The organism is Mesorhizobium onobrychidis (assembly GCF_024707545.1).
In the GTDB taxonomy this organism is placed as follows: Bacteria; Pseudomonadota; Alphaproteobacteria; order Rhizobiales; family Rhizobiaceae; genus Mesorhizobium; species Mesorhizobium onobrychidis.
In genome coordinates, this window is sequence record NZ_CP062229.1 from 971,621 (window position 1) to 988,563 (window position 16,943).

The following is a 16,943-nucleotide window of genomic DNA, read 5'->3' on the forward strand; positions in this document are numbered from 1 at the left end:
CTATTTTTTAATCAGATGCGTTGCCGCGACTATGCACAGTCAGCCGACGAACCTTCCCGAATTCCTTATTTAACAACAGGTTAACACCCTGCTTCGGCAATTGGCACGGAGCTTGAATCCTAGCGGGCACTCTCCGGCTCTCATGGGGATCGGCGACGTCCTACAAACGCGGGGGACCGCAACAGCAAAGGGTGAAACCTTATGAAAATCGTGATGGCAATCATCAAGCCGTTCAAGCTCGACGAGGTGCGCGAAGCGCTCACCGCAATCGGCATCCAGGGCCTGACCGTCACCGAAGTCAAAGGCTACGGGCGGCAGAAGGGACACACGGAAATCTATCGCGGGGCGGAATACGCGGTCAGCTTCCTGCCGAAGATCAAGATCGAAGTCGCGGTCGGCCTGGACATGGTCGACAAGGCCGTCGAAGCCATCACTGCGGCGGCCAAGACCGGTCAGATCGGCGACGGCAAGATCTTCGTTTTCGGCATCGACCAGGCGGTGCGCATTCGCACCGGCGAAACAGACACCGACGCGCTTTGAGCTGCGGACACGTATTCCAATGGAGAGTTCAATGAATATTCCTTCTACTTTGAAGTCGGCGGCGCGCACCGCGCTGCTGGGCTCGCTCGCTATCGCAGCACTGGGCACGGTCGCCGCATTCGCGCAGGAAGCGGCGCCGGCAGCGCCAGCGGCGCCGGCCTTTACTGTCGACAAGGGCGACACGACGTGGATGATGATTTCCACCATCCTGGTGCTGTTGATGACCATTCCCGGCCTTGCCCTTTTCTACGGCGGCCTGGTTCGCGCCAAAAATATGCTGTCGGTGCTGATGCAGGTCTTCACCATCACCAGCGTGGTCATGATCGTCTGGGTTTTCTACGGCTACAGCCTTGCCTTCACCCCCGGCAATGCCTTCGTCGGCGGCCTTTCCAAGATGTTTCTTGCCGGGGTCGACGTGACGACGGTGTCGGAAACCTTCACCAAGGGCGTCGCCATTCCTGAGCTGGTGTTCGTCATCTTCCAGATGAGCTTCGCCTGCATCACGCCGGCCCTGATCGTCGGCGCCTTCGCCGAACGCGTCAAGTTCTCCGCCGTGATCCTTTTCACCATCCTCTGGGTCACATTCGTCTACTTCCCGATCGCGCATATGGTCTGGTTCTGGGGTGGCCCGAGCGCTTACAGCGACCCGTCGGGGCTCATTTTCGGCTTCGGCGCCATCGACTTCGCCGGCGGCACCGTCGTTCACATCAATGCGGGTATCGCCGGACTTGTCGGCGCGCTCATGATCGGCAAGCGCATCGGCTACAACAAGGACGTCATGGCGCCGCACTCGATGACGCTGACCATGGTCGGTGCTTCGCTGCTGTGGGTCGGCTGGTTCGGCTTCAACGCCGGTTCGAACCTCGAAGCCAACGCCTATGCGGTGCTGGCCATGGTCAACACCTTCGTCGCCACAGCGGCGGCGGCAGTGACCTGGATCGTGCTTGAAACGCTGCTGCGCGGCAAGGCGTCCATGCTTGGCGCGGTTTCGGGCGCGGTTACCGGCCTTGTCGCCGTCACGCCCGCTGCCGGCTTTGCCGGACCGATGGGCGTCATCGTGCTCGGCATCTTCGCCACCTGCGTCTGCTACTTCTTCGTCTCGGTCGTGAAGAACAAGTTCGGCTACGACGACAGCCTCGATGTCTTCGGCATCCACTGCATCGGCGGCATCATCGGCGCACTCGGCACCGGCATCCTGGTCAATCCCGCTCTCGGCGGCGCTGGCATCGTCGACTATTCGACAGCCGACTTCGCTGCCGGCTATGCCGGCACGGCGACCCAGCTGTGGTCGCAGTTCAAGGGTGTCCTCGTAACCGTCCTGTGGTCGGGTATCGGCAGCGCCATCCTCTACAAGATCGTCGATATGATCGTAGGCTTGCGCCCGACAGCCGATGCAGAGCGTGAAGGGCTCGACCTCACCGCGCATGGCGAAGCGGCCTATCATCCGTAAGCCTTGCCACCCGTAAGTCTTGTCTGGGGCGGCCTCGGCCGCCCCACATTCTCCCATCCCGTCGTGACGCTCCTGCAAGGGCTCACGCATTGAGGCCCGGACCCGTTCCGGGCCTCCCTTTATTGTGCGACGCCGTGCCGGTGGCAGTTCAGGCTCGATCACAATCGCTTGATCGGGCGCTTGATGGCCTTGGTCGATGAAACATCGGCCGTGCTGGCTCCGAACTGTGTTGGCGATCATCGTTTGGGCGCTCGTGAAAACAACAGGGAAGGAAACCAGTCATGAACATCAAGAACGTCTGCCTCGGAGCGGTCGCTCTTTCCATGATCAGCGGAGCGGCATTTGCCGGCGCTCTCGATTCACCCGACAACATGGCGCCGTTCTACACAGACTCCAGCATGAAGACCATGAAGCCGAAGGAGGAGTTCAAGACGACCTTCATGTCGATGCCGAAGGAAAAGCAGGAAGCCATGAAGAAAGAATGCAATGACGCGGCGATGAGCAAGCCGTATGCCGAGTTCTGTGCGAACGTCCAGGCGCTCGGCGGCGCCAACTAGCGCATGACCCCGAACGCATGATCCGAACTTGGGTGCGGAAAGGATCATGCTCCAATCAAAATAGTGTTAGGGCGGCCGTCTAAAGGGACGCGCGGGCGTTCTAAGGTCTGGTGATCAGGCTGAGCCCTGATCGACCTGCCGATCCAAAATGATGGCGGGCCAGCGTACACGCCATTTTTGTGACCGCTTTTCCACCCGGGAGCTGCCGGCACGCCCATGGTTAATGCGGCCTTAACCTTCCCGCCGCTAGTCTGGCATCCGAATCTGCCGGAGTGCGTCATGCGTCCGGCCAGTCCATGACAGACGGGGAACGACGAATGCGTTCAGGGGCTTCAGCACCGCTCGCGCTGGCCGATACGGGGTACGGCATCCGGGCGTTCGCGCGGCGTCAGGTCGGCCGGCTGGTCGGCGCCGGCCTGTTTGCGCTGGTCGCCTTCGGTATCGCCAGCCTCGCCACCTGGAACGTCGCCGACCCAAGCTTCTCCCACGCCACCGATAACATCGTCACCAACGCCATGGGCTATGTGGGCGCTGTCTTCTCCGACCTTGCCATGCAGTTCTTCGGCCTTGCTGCCGTCGCGGCGCTGGTGCCGGCGGTGGTCTGGGGATTTCTGCTGTTTTCGGCGCGCGGCGTCGACAGGCTGCCGAGGCGCGGGCTCGCCTGGTTTGGCTACGCGGTGCTTGCCGCGGCCATCGCCGGCTGCGTGGTGCCGCCGAAGACCTGGCCGCTGCCGACGGGTCTCGGCGGCGTGTTCGGCGACATGGTGCTCAAGATTCCCGGCCTCGTCGTCGGCGGCTACCCGACGGGCCTCATCGCCAGCGTGCTCGCCGTGCTTCTCGCCGCGCCGGCACTGTGGCTGTTTGCCTACGGCTCGGCGCTGATTGCACGCCAGAACGGTTTCGCCGTCCTGGAGCAACCGGCTGCGCCCGATCCGAGGGAGCAGGACGACCTGCTTTTCGACAATGATGAGGACGAGGGCGACGAGGGCATTCTGGCGCTTGGCGCGATCACGCATTGGTGGTTGTCGTTGCGCGCCTATCTCCGCCGTCGCGCCGCGCGCCGCCGGGAGCGCGACGATTTCGAACCGGAGATGGAACCGCGCGCCAGCGCCTGGCGGCGTGCTGCCGAGCGGGTCGAATCGGCCGAATTCGCCGAAGCGCGGATGAGCCTGGATGGCCGCGCCCGCGTCGAGCCGGAATTCTTCGCCGCCATGGTCAACGACCGCAGCGCCTCGCTCGATCCCGACGACGCCGATGTTTTTGACGATGACGACGACATGGATTTTGCGCCGGAGCCCGTGGGCCAACGCAGCACTGCGCCCAATGCGAGGGTGCAGCCGTTCCGCTCCGATGCGGCCACACGCGTCGCGGCGCCGGCGCCCCGACCCGTTCCGGGCGCTCGTGTCCAGCGCGAAGCGCAGACCTCGCTGATCGGCTCCGAACAATTCGAAATGCCGTCGCTGCATTTCCTGTCCGAACCGAAGAACGTCGTGCGTGACGCCAGCCTGTCCAAGGACGCGCTCGAGCAGAATGCCCGTCTGCTCGAGGGCGTGCTGGAGGATTTCGGCGTCAAGGGCGAGATCATCCATGTCCGCCCCGGCCCGGTCGTCACGCTTTACGAGCTGGAGCCGGCGCCCGGCATCAAATCGTCGCGGGTCATCGGCCTGTCCGATGACATCGCCCGCTCGATGAGCGCGATCGCCTGCCGCGTCGCGGTGGTGCCCGGCCGCAACGCCATCGGCATCGAGCTGCCGAACGCCAAGCGCGAGACCGTCTATCTCAGGGAAATCATGGCCAGCCGCGATTTCGAGACCACCAAGGCCAAGCTGGCGCTGGCGCTCGGCAAGACCATCAATGGCGAGGCGGTCATCGTCGACATCGCCAAGATGCCGCACGTGCTGGTCGCCGGCACCACCGGTTCGGGCAAGTCGGTCGCCATCAACACCATGATCCTGTCGCTTCTCTACCGGCTGACGCCGCAGGACTGCCGACTGATCATGATCGACCCGAAAATGCTGGAGCTCTCGGTCTATGACGGCATCCCGCATCTTCTGACGCCTGTCGTCACCGACCCGAAGAAGGCGGTGGTGGCGCTGAAATGGACCGTGCGCGAGATGGAGGACCGCTACCGCAAGATGTCCAAGGTCGGCGTCCGCAACATCGACGGTTTCAACGCGCGGGTGCAGCAGGCGGAGAAGAAAGGCGAGAAAATCTCGCGCACCGTGCAGACCGGCTTCGACCGCCAGACCGGCGAAGCGATCTACGAGACCGAAAACCTCGATCTCGAGCCGATGCCCTACATCGTCGTCATCATCGACGAGATGGCCGATTTGATGATGGTCGCCGGCAAGGACATCGAAGGCGCGGTGCAGCGCCTGGCGCAGATGGCGCGCGCCGCCGGCATCCACGTCATCATGGCGACGCAGCGGCCGTCGGTCGACGTCATCACCGGCACGATCAAGGCCAACTTCCCGACCCGCATCTCCTTTCAGGTGACGTCGAAGATCGATAGCCGCACCATCCTGGGCGAGCAGGGCGCCGAACAGCTGCTTGGCATGGGCGACATGCTCTACATGGCCGGCGGCGGCCGCATCCAGCGCGTGCACGGCCCCTTCGTTTCCGATGACGAGGTCGAGAAGATCGTCGCGCATCTGAAGCTGCAGGGCGTGCCGGAGTATCTCGATGCCATTACCGAGGATGACGATGAGGACGACGACGAGCCGTCGGGCAAGGGGGGTTCGGGCGGCGGCGGCGGCAATTTCGAGGATTCCGACGATCCCTACGACCAGGCGGTTGCCGTGGTGCTGCGCGACGGCAAGGCCTCGACCAGCTACATCCAGCGCCGGCTCGGCATCGGCTACAACCGCGCCGCCTCGATCATCGAGAAGATGGAGAAGGAAGGCATTGTCGGCCCGGCCAACCATGCTGGAAAACGCGAGATTCTGGTGCCGACGGAAGACGACAAGTTCTGATCCGACCGGCAAGACGTCGACGGCGGCAACTTTGAACCTTCTGGCGCGTTTGCAACGACCAAGCGCTGTTCGGCCGCCAAACTTAAGCCCAACTGGGGGGCCAAACACTGCGACAACAGATAAACCAGACGAGAGTGACCGGCATGAAAAACTCTTCTTTTGCCACGATCAGCGACTTTGCCCCGACCCGCCGCCAGCTGCTTGGCCTCGGCCTGGTGCTGGCAGGTGCTGCGGCCATCAACGTCGTGCCCGGGGTCCAGTTGCTGGCGTCGGCGCAAGCGGCGGTGCCACCCACCGCGCAGAAGATCGCCGACCATTTTTCCTCGGTCAAATCGATGACTGGCGAATTCGTGCAGTTCGGACCCAAGGGCGAGCAGACCGGTGGCAAGTTCTTTCTGGAACGGCCGGGCAAGATCCGCTTCAACTATGACGGGACGTCGAATTTCAGGGTGATTTCCGACGGCAAGTCGGTGGTCATCCTCAACAAGCGGCTGAAAACGTCCGATCTCTACCCACTGTCGAAAACGCCGCTCAAGCTGCTACTCGACAACAGGATCGATCTCTCCGGCGGCCGCGTCAAAAGCGTCAAGGAAGAGAACGACGTCACCACCATTCAACTCGCCGACAAATCGGTGTTCGGCAGTTCGAAGATCACCATGATGTTCGATCCGAAAACCTACGAATTGCGCCAGTGGACGATCACCGATGCGCAAGGCAAGGACACGACGGTGATGATCTTCAACGTCAGGGAAGGCGTGAGCTTCGCCCCCGACACCTTTGCCATCGACTATACGGCGAACCGCGAGCTGAACACCAAGTCGCGCTAAGACTTGCTGCGGTAGACGTGTAGACTCATGGGCCGTGCCTTACCAGGCGCGGCCCGGCTTGTTTTTGAGTTGCGCGGCTGGCAGGTTCCGGCCCGACTCTTTCATGCGCGCATGACTCGCCAGAGGCGTTCACCTCCGGCGGCCATACGCTGTCCCCGGATCCTGTGCATGCCCTTTTCCATCGCCACCTGGAACATCAATTCCGTCCGCCTGCGCATGCCGATCGTCGAACGCCTGCTTGTCGAACAGGCACCGGACGTGCTCTGCCTACAGGAAACCAAAGTTCCTGACGAATTGTTTCCCGAGAAGGCGTTTCGCAAGCTCGGCTACGAGCACATCGCCTTCCACGGCCAGAAGGGCTATCACGGCGTGGCGACGGTGGCGCGCCGGCCGATCGCGATTGTCGAAAAGCGCCGCTTCTGCGAGATCGACGACTGCCGGCATCTGTCGGTCACCGTCCGGGCCGGCGGCAAGGCGATCCTGCTGCACAATTTCTACGTTCCGGCCGGCGGCGACGAGCCCGACCCCATTATCAATCGCAAGTTCAAGCACAAGCTGGATTTCGTCGCCGAAATGAACGCCATCCGCGCCGAGCACGACGAAGTGTCCGGCTCGATCCTGGTTGGCGACCTCAACATCGCGCCGCTCGAGCATGATGTCTGGTCGCACAAGCAGCTCCTGAAAGTAGTCAGCCATACGCCGGTCGAGACGGAAAGTTTCGAAGCGATGCGGCTCGCCGGCGACTGGGTCGACCTGATGCGGCTCAACGTGCCTTATGAACAGAAGCTCTACACCTGGTGGAGCTATCGCGCGCAGGATTGGGAAGCGTCGGATCGCGGCCGGCGGCTCGACCATGTCTGGTCGTCGCCAAACCTGGTGCCGAGCTTTGCCGGCTACGAGATCCTGCGGCCGGCGCGCGGCTGGGAACGGCCTTCGGACCATGTGCCGGTCATAGCGCGGTTCGACCTGGATTAGGTGTATCGATATTCAGATGAGGCCGGCCTGCGAATGGTGGTCTCCTGCGCTTCCGGTGCTCACGTACCCAAAAGTACGCTCCGCTCAGGTTCTCGGACCCCACCATTCTCGGCTCGGCCTGATCTGAATCTCGACACACCTCAGCCCTTGCCGCCCTGATCCGATTGGCTTTCACGGTCTGTTGTGAGAGCGAGTTGAAAGCATCCGGGTTCAGTTGTCGAAACGCGGCGCCAGCTCCTCGATGCGGCGGATCAATGCCTGAAAATCCTCGGAAATGCGCTGGTGCAGATGGACCGCGACATCGGGATACTCCTCCAGAATGCGGCGGAACATCTTGCGGCTGAGCCGCAGCACTTCCGAATCGATCTCGGCGGATGCGCTGGTCAGCCGGTTGGTGTCGGCGATCAGCGCCAGTTCGCTCAACATGGTACCGGGGCCGGCCGTGCCTATCGGCACGCGGGCGCCATCCTGCTCGCGATAGAGGACGATGCGCCCGCTGACCACGATGTAGGCGCAATCGGCCTCGTCGTCCTCGCGGTAAAGCTTGTGGTCGGCCTGCAGGCTGGTGGTTTCCGCGCCAAAGGCGAGCAGACGCAACTGTTCCTCCGTGAAGCCCTCGAAGAGCCTCACGGCGGATAGGATGCGGATGTCGTCATCCAACGCCATCTAGCTATGTCCCCGAACGGCCAGTCCAATCCCTCCTTAGAGCGCCGAGCCTCCCTTTGGACGCGCAAAGGACGCTCTAACGCTTTGAAATCGACGCACCCTGCTTTCCAAAAGATCGACTCCGATTTTTGGACCGATGCGTCTGCGAGTCCGATCCAGAACCACCTCCAGTCTCAGGATCGTACCCGAAAGCGGCCCCGCCCCGACCGCTCATTGGATAATTAAATGTTTAAGGAACCAGCTTGTAGCCGCCGCTTTCTGTCACAAGAATTTCTGCATTGGAAGGATCGCGCTCGATCTTCTGGCGCAGCCGATAGACATGGGTTTCCAGTGTGTGCGTGGTGACGCCGGAATTGTAGCCCCACACTTCCTCGAGCAGCACGTCGCGCGTCACCACCTTCTGGTCGGCGCGATAGAGATACTTGATGATCGAGGCTTCCTTTTCGGTCAGCCGCACCTTGGCGCCGCGCTGGTCGATCAGAAGCTTCTGGCTGGGCTTGAAAGTGTAGGGGCCGACCGAAAATGTGGCGTCTTCGCTCTGCTCATGCTGGCGAAGCTGGGCACGGATGCGGGCCAAGAGAACCGCGAAGCGGAACGGCTTGGTGACATAGTCGTTGGCGCCGGCTTCGAGGCCGAGAATCGTGTCGGAATCGGTGTCGTGTCCCGTCAGCATAATGATGGGCGACTTGTAGCCGCCCTTGCGCAGTATCTTCACCGCCTCCCGGCCATCCATGTCGGGCAGGCCGACATCCATGATGAGCAGATCGATGAGGCCGCCGCGGGCCATGGCGATGCCTTTGGCGGCGGTTGATTCCTGCAGGACGTCGAATTCCTCATAGAGAGATAATTGCTCGACGAGTGTGCCGCGCAGGTCGTCATCGTCATCGACGATCAGAATGGTGCGTGAAGTCATGGATCAATCCGTTGTTTTGAAAAGAAAATTCAGTTGACCGCTGCCTGTTTATGCGGAAGCTGACCGGCACAACAGCCGATCACAATGATTTGTTCCGTGGCACGATCATACAAGAAAAAACGCGCGTGCAATGAGGCGAGCGCATTTTTGCGAAAAGGGATTCGGGTTCTCACCGTGCGCGCCAGGCCCGGCCACCCCAGCCAAGGGCTCCTGCAGGCTGGCAAACTGGTGTTTTCATGTGCGCTGGGGCGCGGCGGCATATCAGCCGGCAAACGCGAAGGCGACGGCGCCACGCCGCTTGGTCCGATGCGGATCCTGTCGGGATATTTTCGCGGGGATCAATTCCCCGGCGGCCGCAAAACCCGATTGGCGATGACGCCGATCGGTCGCGATCTCGGCTGGTGCGAAGTGCCCGAGGACCGTAACTACAACCGTCCGGTCAAGATTCCCTATGGCGCCAGCCACGAGCGGATGCGGCGTTCAGACCGACTCTATGACGCCTGCCTGGTGCTCGACTGGAACATCGCGCCGCGCCGCCGCGGGCGCGGCAGCGCCATCTTCTTCCACCTGGCGCGCCCCGGTTTCACGCCGACGCAAGGCTGCGTGGCGGTGACGGCACGCGCGATGGCGCGGCTGTTGCCGCTGCTGTCGGATAGGACGGTGGTGAAGGTGGTACGTTAAGGGAATAGGGCAGTAGGGCAGTAGGGCAGTAGGAGAGTTGTCGGCAGCGATGTGCGCGGGATGCACGACCCCAGCTTTCCCTACTGCCTTACTCCCCTATTTCCGCCGTGGCCGTTGCCAGCCGATATCGATCAGTCCCAGCCGACCCAGCTCCCGGTCCATGGCGCGGGCGACATCCTTCCGCTCGACGCCGATGTCGAGCAGTTGGCGATCCGAGAGGTTCTCGATACTTTCATGCGGGGGCTTGGGCTCCCGCAGCAGGTTGACCGCGATTTTCGCGTGGCGGAACCACTCAATTGCGGCGCGTAGCCAGATTGGTCCGGCCGCCGGAGACTTCAAAACGATGTGTGACATGACCTGATCCGTTTCATCCGGACATCAAATCCGGTTTAATGGTTTCTCGATGGTCACATCATGACGGATTGAATTTTAAGAGGGAAACGAGTAGTTCTTTCAAGATCATCAAATTTTATTTGTGGATCAAGAGCGATGATCCTGCCAAAAATCGTCCCGCGCTGATGGCCCGCCTGCTGCCGGGAACCCGTGCCCTAAGGACGCTGGAGGCGGCGGCCCGGCACCTCAATTTCACCCGCGCCGCCGACGAGCTCGGCCTGACCCCGGCGGCGGTCAGCCACCAGATCAAGGAAATCGAGGATCAGCTGGGCCTCGTGCTGTTCACGCGTACCAGCCGCACCATCCGGCTGACGGAGGCGGGCACGCTGCTGTTCGAGGCCTCGGCCGAGGTGCTCGACCTGCTCGGCCGGGCGGTTTCAAAGGCCCAGAAGACGGCGCGCGGAACTGCCCTGCTGAAGATAACGCTCGACGCGCAGTTCGCGACAAAATGGCTGATGCGGCGCGTCGACGATTTTCGCAAGCAGCGGCCGGGCATCGAGCTGAGATTCGATATTACCTACGAGGTGCGCGATTTCGAACGCGACGACGTCGATGTCGGCATCCGTTTCGGCACCGGGAAATATGCCGGACTTTGCAGCCACCGCCTGTTCGACAACGTTATCATTCCCGTCTGCAGTCCGGCACTGTTGCGGGCGGGGCCGCCGCTGAAAGAGCCGCGCGACCTGTTCCATCATACGCTCGCCCATATCGCGTGGTCGCGCCAGGGCGTGACCTGGCCGAACTGGCGCATGTGGATGGCGGCGGCCGGCGTCGACGATTTCGATGACAGCCGGACCATCGTCTTCGGCAGCTCATCGGATGCCCTGCAGGCGGCGCTTGACGGCAATGCCGTTGCACTTGCCGAATTCGCCATGGTGGCAAACGACCTTTCCGAAGGGCGGCTGGTGCAGCCGTTTGAACTGGGCATCAAGGTTGCGCCCGACTTCGCCTATCACCTGGTCTATCCGCAGGGAGCCGCCGATGACGCCAGGATCGTGGCGTTCAGGGATTGGCTGCTGAACGAAGTCCACAAGCCGCAGCCAGATCCGACACGCCAAAGTTGGGACGAGCTTTAGTGTCGCTTCCGAGTTCGCAGTGTTGTCCTCAGCCCGCGACTTCCGCCACGCCGAACCAGCCGATGACCGCGCCGATGAGGAGCAGGACGCCAAGCCAGTGTCCGCCGTCGATGAGGGTAAGATCCCAGCCGAAGCCTTCGTAGCGATGGTTGACGGAAAGCGTCGTGGCGACGAAACCCAGCCAGAGGACGAAGCCGAAGACAAGCCCGGCGACGAGGCTGGGTTCGCCGCCCGTCATCGCGCCGACAATCAGGGCCATCACCAGCGCCATGATCAGTTCCGCAATGAAGGAGATGACGAAGGGCACTGCCGACTTCTTCATGGTCGCGGGATCAAGCCTGGTGGCCTTGAGCCACGGCTTGCTCAAACCCATGTACCAGGCGGCGCCGAACAGCCACGCGACCACGGCGGCGACGATCACCGCCAGCCAGTTCACGGCTGAAAAATCCATGCATTTCCCTCCCCGGAAGCATGTCGCCCAAAAGCGCCCGGCGGTTTTGGGACAACGACATGCGTATTCTCAAAAATCGATGCGCGATGGAACGCCTGTTCGGCGGTGCCGTCAAGCAAGGCGCCAGACAGTGGTGCGCTTGACCTCGGCGTCCTCCAGCGCCCGCGTCACCGTCACCTGGTAGACGGCCAGCGGCTCCAGCCCGGCTTTCGGCATATACGAGCGGCCGGGATCGCCGACGAGAATTTCGGCGCCGCGCGCCTTCAGCGTCGCGAACCATGGCATCAGCCTGTCGGCGAAGGACCTGTCGTAGAACACGTCGCCGGCCAGGACCACATCCCAGCCGGCATCGGTTGCGATACAGTCCGTGCCGAGGAACTCGATCCCGACATCATTGGCCTCGGCATTGAGGCGGATCGCCGTCGCGCAGAACGGGTCGATGTCGGCGGCGATCACCTCCGCCGCACCGGCCCGCACGGCGGCGATGGCGACAAGGCCGGAGCCGGAAGCGAAGTCGAGCACGCGCTTGCCGCGCACCGTATCGGGATTGTCGAGGACATAGCGGGCGAGGCCTTGCCCGCCGGCCCAGGCAAAGGCCCAGAACGGTGGCGGCAGGCCGATCTCGGTCAGCTCGTCCTCCGTGCGCTGCCACAGATCATGTGCCTCGTCGGCGAGATGCAGGAGAATCTCCGGCACATGCGGCGGGGCCATCAGCACCGTGTTGTCGAGGATGAACTTTTTCGCGCTGTCCGGCGTCAGCGCCGTCACGGCGCTGGTGTCAGGCCGCCCATGCGGCAGACCTCTTTCCATTCGGCCGGAGTCACCGGCTGCACGGAAAGCCGTCCGAGCCGGACCAGCGCCATTTCTGCCAGCTTGGGATTGGCCTTGACCTGTTCCAGCGTCACCGGCTTCGGCACATCCTTGACGGCGCGGATATCGACGCATTCCCAGCGCGGATCATCAGTCGTGGTGTCCTGATGGGCCAGCGCGCAGACCTCGACGATGCCGACCACGTCGAGCCCGTCGTTCGAGTGGTAAAGGAAGCCGAGATCGCCGATCTGCATCGCCTTCATGTTGTTGCGCGCCGCATAATTGCGCACGCCGTCCCATTGCGTGCCGGCCTTGCCCTTCGCCTTCAGCGCTTCGAAGGAAAAGACCGAGGGCTCGGATTTGAACAGCCAGTAATTCATTTTGCTCCTCCGTGCGATCAGGATTAACTAGCCACCGGCTTGTTAAAAACCCAATTCCACTGCCGGATTTGGACGCTCTCGAAAAGCCCGGCCTTGGCGTAGGGATCGGCGGCGGAGAGTGCTTCCGCGGCGGCCAGATCGGGCGCCTCGACCACCACGAGGCTGCCATTCGGCTTGCCGTCGGCGTCGAGGAACGGACCGGCGAAGGCCAGTTTCTTCTCACCGTTCAGCCCCTCCAGGAAGGCAACATGCTCGGGCCGCGTATCGAGCCGCACCTGCAGTGCTCCAGGCTTGTCCTTGCAAATCCACGCAAACAGCATTTTTCCAACTCCGGATCGAGATTATAGGTCGGTTTCGGTCTTCAGCGGTCGCGTCATCAACGCCGTGACAGCCTGACTTATGGTGATAGTGCCGTCCAGTATGGCGGCAACGGCTGTGATGATCGGCGCGTCGATGCCGCGCTCGATGGCGATGCGGGCGGCGATTGCCGCCGTCGGCACGCCTTCGGCCAAGGGCAGACCGGCAAGCGGCTTGCCTTGCCCGAGCGCCAGCCCGTAGGCGAAATTGCGCGACTGGGCGGACGAGCAGGTGAGCAACAGGTCGCCGAGACCGGAAAGCCCCATCAGTGTCTCCGGCTTGGCACCGAAGGCGGCACCGATGCGGCGCAATTCGACGAAGCCGCGCGTCACCATCGCGGCCTGGGCGCTGGCGCCGAGCCCGGCGCCGGTGACCGCACCCGCGGCAATGGCGAAGACATTCTTCAGCGCGCCGCCGATCTCGACGCCGATAAGGTCGTCGCTCGAATAGCAGCGCAAATTTTCCGCCGAAAAGCGCGCGGCAAGATCGGCGGCAAGACCCTCGTCGCGGGCGGCGACGACCACGGCGGTCGGCAGGCCCTTGGCGACGTCGGTGGCGAAACTTGGACCCGACAGGGCGGCGACCGGATTGCCCGGCAAGGCTTCCCGGGCGATCGCCGACAGCAGCGCGCCGGTGTCGCGCTCGATACCCTTGGCGCAGAGAACCAGCGGGACGCCGTGCGGCATATGATCTTTCGCGGCTGCCAGCATCGCGCGCAGCGACTGCGCTGGCGCCACCGCCAGCACGCAATCGGCGCCGTCGAGCGCGGCCTTGATGTCGCTCGTCGCCACGATGCCCGGCTCGATCGCAATACCCGGCAGATAGCGCGGATTTTCGCCGTGGTCGATCGCAGCGACGGTCTGCGGATCGCGCGCATAGAGGCGGACGAAATGGCCGGCACGCAGCATTGCCAGCGCCAGCGCCGTGCCCCAGGCGCCGCCGCCAAGCACGGCGACGCGCCAGCCGCTTGGTGCCCTGTCCTCGCCGCCGATCATGCCTTGGCTCCGCGCCGGCCCGAGCCGACCATCGGGGCAGAGATGCTGTCCAGGGGCCAGCGCGAGCGCGGCACAAAATCGGCGGCGTTTTCACCCGCGATGCCGGCGCGCAACCGCTCGATACCGGCCCAGGCGATCATCGCCGCGTTGTCGGTGCAGAGTTTGAGCGGCGGCGCGACGAAAGCAAAGCCGGCTTTCTCGCACAGGGCTTCCAGTGTCGTCTTGATCGTCCGGTTGGCGGCGACGCCGCCTGCAACAACGAGCGCAGGCTCCATCTCGCCTGGAAATTCCTGACGGAATCGGTTCAGCGCTCTCGAAACCCGATCGTCCAGCGCATCCGCCACCGCCGCCTGAAACGAGGCGCAGATGTCGGCAACGTCCTGGTCGCTCAATGGAGCAATGGCAGTCGCCGCCTGGCGCACGGCGGTCTTCAGCCCGGAAAAGGAGAAATCGGGCTGCGCCGAGCCTTTCATTGGCCGCGGGAAGGCGAAGCGCGTGGCGTCGCCGGTCGCCGCCGCCTTCTCGACATTCGGTCCACCGGGATAGGGCAGGCCGAGCATCTTGGCCGTCTTGTCGAAGGCTTCGCCGAGCGCATCGTCGATGGTTGTCGCCCAGCGCTGGTAGTCGCCGACGCCGCGCACCGCGACGATCTGCGTGTGGCCGCCGGAAACCAGCAGCAACAGGTAGGGAAAGTCGAGCCCGTCGGTCAGCCGCGCGGTCAGCGCATGGCCTTCGAGGTGGTTGATGGCTATCAGCGGCTTGTTTGCGGCCGCGGCAATGGCTTTCGCCGTCATCAGCCCGACGATCAGCCCGCCGACCAGGCCGGGGCCGGCGGTCGCAGCAATCGCGTCGATGTCGGCGAGATCGACGCCTGAATCGGCGAGCGCTGCCTCGATGACGCCGTCCAGCGCCTCGACATGGGCGCGTGCGGCGACTTCCGGCACGACGCCGCCAAAGGCGGCATGCTCCTCGATCTGGCTGAACACGATATCTGACAGGATTTTGGGTGCGCCGCCGGCGTCCAGCGCTACCACGCTGGCGGCGGTCTCGTCGCAACTCGTCTCAATGCCCAGAACGCGGATCAATTCGTCGCCATCCCTAGAGATTGTGCAACCAGCCTTTCCCCGTTAGGAGAAAGCCGGGAAAACGGCCTCAATCTGCCGGGGGTTATCACGGACGGCGCGCCATGCAAACAACCTTGAAAATCGGAACACGCGGCAGCCCGCTGGCGCTGGCGCAGGCGCATGAAGCGCAAGCGCGGCTGATGGCGGCGCACGGCATGCCGGTTGAGGCGTTCGAAGTGGTCGTCATCTCGACCAGCGGCGACCGCATCCAGGACCGGCCGCTGGCGGAGGCCGGCGGCAAGGGGTTGTTCACCAAAGAGATCGAGGAAGCGCTGCTGGCGCGCCGCATCGACATCGCCGTACATTCGTCAAAAGACATGCCGACGGTGTTGCCCGACGGACTGGAACTGTCCGCCTTCCTGCCGCGCGAGGATGCCCGCGACGCTTTCGTCGGCAAGGCGGCGAAAACAATCGCCGGATTGCCGCAAGGCGCGAGGGTCGGCTCGTCCTCGCTCAGGCGCCAGTCGCTGATCCGGCGGATGCGGCCGGACCTCGAGGTGGTGATGTTTCGCGGCAATGTGCAGACGCGGCTGCGCAAGCTCGACGAGGGCGTCGCCGACGGCACCATCCTCGCCTATGCCGGGCTGAAGCGGCTCGGGCTCGAGAATGTCATCACCGACCTGATGCCGCTCGACACTTTTCCGCCGGCGCCGGGGCAAGGCGCGATCTGCATCGAAAGCCGCGTCGGCGACCTCGATGTGGAAAGGATGCTGACGGCAATCCACGACGTGCCGACCGGACAGGCGCTGGCCTGCGAGCGCGCCTTCCTTGCGGCGCTCGACGGGTCGTGCCGCACGCCAATCGCCGGCCATGCGACGATATCGGGCGGAACGGTTTTCTTCGCCGGGCTGATCATCTCGCCGGACGGCTCGCAATCCCATGAGGTCAGGGCGGAAGGCCCGGCGCAGGATGCCGCCCGCATCGGCGAGGACGCCGCCAGGACCGTGCGGGCCAGGGCCGGCGAAAAATTCTTCGACGGCTGGGCCTGACATGATTCGCGTCCTGGTGACGAGGCCGCAACCGGGCGCCTCGCGCACGGCACAGCGGCTGCGAGACCAGGGCTTTCAGCCGATCCTGCTGCCATTGACCGAAACGGTGGCTCTGCCGGTCGATGTGGACGGGATCGCAATCAAGTCCGCCGCCGTTGCGGTCACCAGCGCCAATGCTGCGCGCCATGCGCCGAAGGAAATCATCGCGGCGCTCGCCGCCTTGCCCTGCCATGCAGTCGGCAGACGGACAGCGGAATCGGCCCGCACGGCGGGATTCCTGTCCGTCAGCGAAGGCCCCGGCGATGCCGAGGCGCTGGCCGATGCGCTTGCCGGCGATTACGCCGGACAGACCATCGTCTATCTGTGCGGGCGCGTGCGGTTTTCGGGTTTCGAGCAGCGGCTGCAGGCGGCAGGCGTTCACGTCCGCACCGTCGAGGCCTATGACACCGTCGCGCTGGACTATTCCGACGAGGCCGTTCTTGCGCGCCTGTCCGGCCAGCCGGTTGAAGCGGTGCTTCTCTATTCGGCCAAGGCGGCGGCAGCGATGCAGGCCCTGACCGAACGGCCGGCGCTTCGCGATCTTTTTGAAGAGACATGGTTTTTCGCGCTGTCCGGACGTATTGCCGCAGCCTTGGAGACTGTCGCCTCAGAAAAGCTCCGCGTTGCGCCGGAGCCCAGCGAGGAGGCACTGCTGGAGCTTTTGCGGACGTGGCGTTGACCCCGTGTCATCACGCCGCCCCTTTTCACCGCTTGGTGATGTGCTAGACCCTTTCTGAACCATCCCGAA

General features: G+C 63.5%; 19 protein-coding genes. 10 read left to right on the forward strand and 9 right to left on the reverse strand.

Going from position 1 to position 16,943, the window contains the following annotated elements; genetic code table 11:
* Window positions 1-201: 201 nt before the first annotated feature.
* The 6 genes from IHQ72_RS04640 to IHQ72_RS04665 all read left to right on the forward strand — a co-directional run bounded on the left by IHQ72_RS04640 (window position 202) and on the right by IHQ72_RS04665 (window position 7,321).
* Window positions 202-540, forward strand: coding sequence for a P-II family nitrogen regulator (locus tag IHQ72_RS04640; protein ID WP_258121389.1), 339 nt, complete (start codon window positions 202-204; stop codon window positions 538-540).
* 31 nt (window positions 541-571) lie between these two features.
* Window positions 572-1,990, forward strand: a complete 1,419-nt coding sequence (locus tag IHQ72_RS04645) for an ammonium transporter (RefSeq protein ID WP_258121390.1) — start codon at window positions 572-574, stop codon at window positions 1,988-1,990.
* Between the two features lie 281 nt (window positions 1,991-2,271).
* A complete protein-coding gene (locus tag IHQ72_RS04650) occupies window positions 2,272-2,547 on the forward strand; it encodes a hypothetical protein (RefSeq protein WP_258121391.1) in 276 nt (91 codons plus the stop codon).
* A gap of 317 nt (window positions 2,548-2,864) precedes the next feature.
* Entirely contained in the window at window positions 2,865-5,519 is a 2,655-nt protein-coding gene (locus tag IHQ72_RS04655) for an FtsK/SpoIIIE family DNA translocase (protein ID WP_258121392.1), read from the forward strand.
* 143 nt (window positions 5,520-5,662) lie between these two features.
* The gene (locus tag IHQ72_RS04660) at window positions 5,663-6,346 is read left to right on the forward strand and encodes an outer membrane lipoprotein carrier protein LolA (protein ID WP_258121393.1); all 684 of its coding nucleotides are present in this window, start codon (window positions 5,663-5,665) and stop codon (window positions 6,344-6,346) included.
* A 168-nt stretch (window positions 6,347-6,514) separates the two neighbouring features.
* Complete coding sequence (locus IHQ72_RS04665) at window positions 6,515-7,321, forward strand: exodeoxyribonuclease III (protein ID WP_258121394.1); 807 nt, start codon at window positions 6,515-6,517, stop codon at window positions 7,319-7,321.
* A 210-nt stretch (window positions 7,322-7,531) separates the two neighbouring features.
* Here the strand turns inward: IHQ72_RS04665 and IHQ72_RS04670 are convergent, their stop codons facing one another.
* Together IHQ72_RS04670 and IHQ72_RS04675 are read right to left on the reverse strand one after the other, a co-directional pair.
* The gene (locus IHQ72_RS04670) at window positions 7,532-7,987 is read right to left on the reverse strand and encodes a cyclic nucleotide-binding domain-containing protein (RefSeq protein WP_258121395.1); all 456 of its coding nucleotides are present in this window, start codon (window positions 7,985-7,987) and stop codon (window positions 7,532-7,534) included.
* A 229-nt stretch (window positions 7,988-8,216) separates the two neighbouring features.
* Window positions 8,217-8,900 (reverse strand): response regulator transcription factor, encoded by a 684-nt coding sequence (locus tag IHQ72_RS04675; RefSeq protein ID WP_258121396.1) that lies wholly within the window; start codon window positions 8,898-8,900, stop codon window positions 8,217-8,219.
* Between the two features lie 84 nt (window positions 8,901-8,984).
* Between IHQ72_RS04675 and IHQ72_RS04680 the strand changes: the two genes are divergently transcribed.
* Window positions 8,985-9,581, forward strand: coding sequence for a L,D-transpeptidase family protein (locus IHQ72_RS04680; RefSeq protein ID WP_258121397.1), 597 nt, complete (start codon window positions 8,985-8,987; stop codon window positions 9,579-9,581).
* A 96-nt stretch (window positions 9,582-9,677) separates the two neighbouring features.
* Here IHQ72_RS04680 and IHQ72_RS04685 read toward each other — a convergent pair whose 3' ends face one another.
* Window positions 9,678-9,935 carry a hypothetical protein gene (locus IHQ72_RS04685; protein WP_258121398.1) on the reverse strand — a complete coding sequence of 86 codons (258 nt, stop codon included), beginning with the start codon at window positions 9,933-9,935 and terminating at the stop codon, window positions 9,678-9,680.
* A 164-nt stretch (window positions 9,936-10,099) separates the two neighbouring features.
* Between IHQ72_RS04685 and gcvA the strand changes: the two genes are divergently transcribed.
* Window positions 10,100-11,050 (forward strand): transcriptional regulator GcvA, encoded by a 951-nt coding sequence (gcvA, locus tag IHQ72_RS04690; protein ID WP_258121399.1) that lies wholly within the window; start codon window positions 10,100-10,102, stop codon window positions 11,048-11,050.
* A 28-nt stretch (window positions 11,051-11,078) separates the two neighbouring features.
* Here gcvA and IHQ72_RS04695 read toward each other — a convergent pair whose 3' ends face one another.
* The 6 genes from IHQ72_RS04695 to tsaD all read right to left on the reverse strand — a co-directional run bounded on the left by IHQ72_RS04695 (window position 11,079) and on the right by tsaD (window position 15,125).
* On the reverse strand, window positions 11,079-11,501 hold the full coding sequence (locus IHQ72_RS04695) for a DUF1761 domain-containing protein (protein ID WP_258121400.1): 423 nt from the start codon (window positions 11,499-11,501) through the stop codon (window positions 11,079-11,081).
* A 111-nt stretch (window positions 11,502-11,612) separates the two neighbouring features.
* Complete coding sequence (locus IHQ72_RS04700) at window positions 11,613-12,311, reverse strand: class I SAM-dependent methyltransferase (RefSeq protein ID WP_258121401.1); 699 nt, start codon at window positions 12,309-12,311, stop codon at window positions 11,613-11,615.
* On the reverse strand, window positions 12,266-12,691 hold the full coding sequence (locus IHQ72_RS04705; protein ID WP_258121402.1) for an EVE domain-containing protein: 426 nt from the start codon (window positions 12,689-12,691) through the stop codon (window positions 12,266-12,268). The genes IHQ72_RS04700 and IHQ72_RS04705 overlap by 46 nt, the downstream gene beginning before the upstream one ends.
* A gap of 23 nt (window positions 12,692-12,714) precedes the next feature.
* A complete protein-coding gene (locus IHQ72_RS04710) occupies window positions 12,715-13,011 on the reverse strand; it encodes a YciI-like protein (protein ID WP_258121403.1) in 297 nt (98 codons plus the stop codon).
* A gap of 21 nt (window positions 13,012-13,032) precedes the next feature.
* Entirely contained in the window at window positions 13,033-14,043 is a 1,011-nt protein-coding gene (locus IHQ72_RS04715; RefSeq protein WP_258121404.1) for an NAD(P)H-dependent glycerol-3-phosphate dehydrogenase, read from the reverse strand.
* A complete protein-coding gene (gene tsaD / locus IHQ72_RS04720) occupies window positions 14,040-15,125 on the reverse strand; it encodes a tRNA (adenosine(37)-N6)-threonylcarbamoyltransferase complex transferase subunit TsaD (RefSeq protein ID WP_258123728.1) in 1,086 nt (361 codons plus the stop codon). Before tsaD ends, IHQ72_RS04715 begins: the two co-directional genes overlap by 4 nt.
* Before the next feature lie 104 nt (window positions 15,126-15,229).
* Between tsaD and hemC the strand changes: the two genes are divergently transcribed.
* Together hemC and IHQ72_RS04730 are read left to right on the forward strand one after the other, a co-directional pair.
* The gene (gene hemC, locus IHQ72_RS04725; RefSeq protein ID WP_258121405.1) at window positions 15,230-16,156 is read left to right on the forward strand and encodes a hydroxymethylbilane synthase; all 927 of its coding nucleotides are present in this window, start codon (window positions 15,230-15,232) and stop codon (window positions 16,154-16,156) included.
* Between the two features lies 1 nt (window position 16,157).
* Window positions 16,158-16,874, forward strand: a complete 717-nt coding sequence (locus IHQ72_RS04730) for a uroporphyrinogen-III synthase (RefSeq protein ID WP_258121406.1) — start codon at window positions 16,158-16,160, stop codon at window positions 16,872-16,874.
* The last annotated feature ends 69 nt before the right edge of the window (window positions 16,875-16,943 follow it).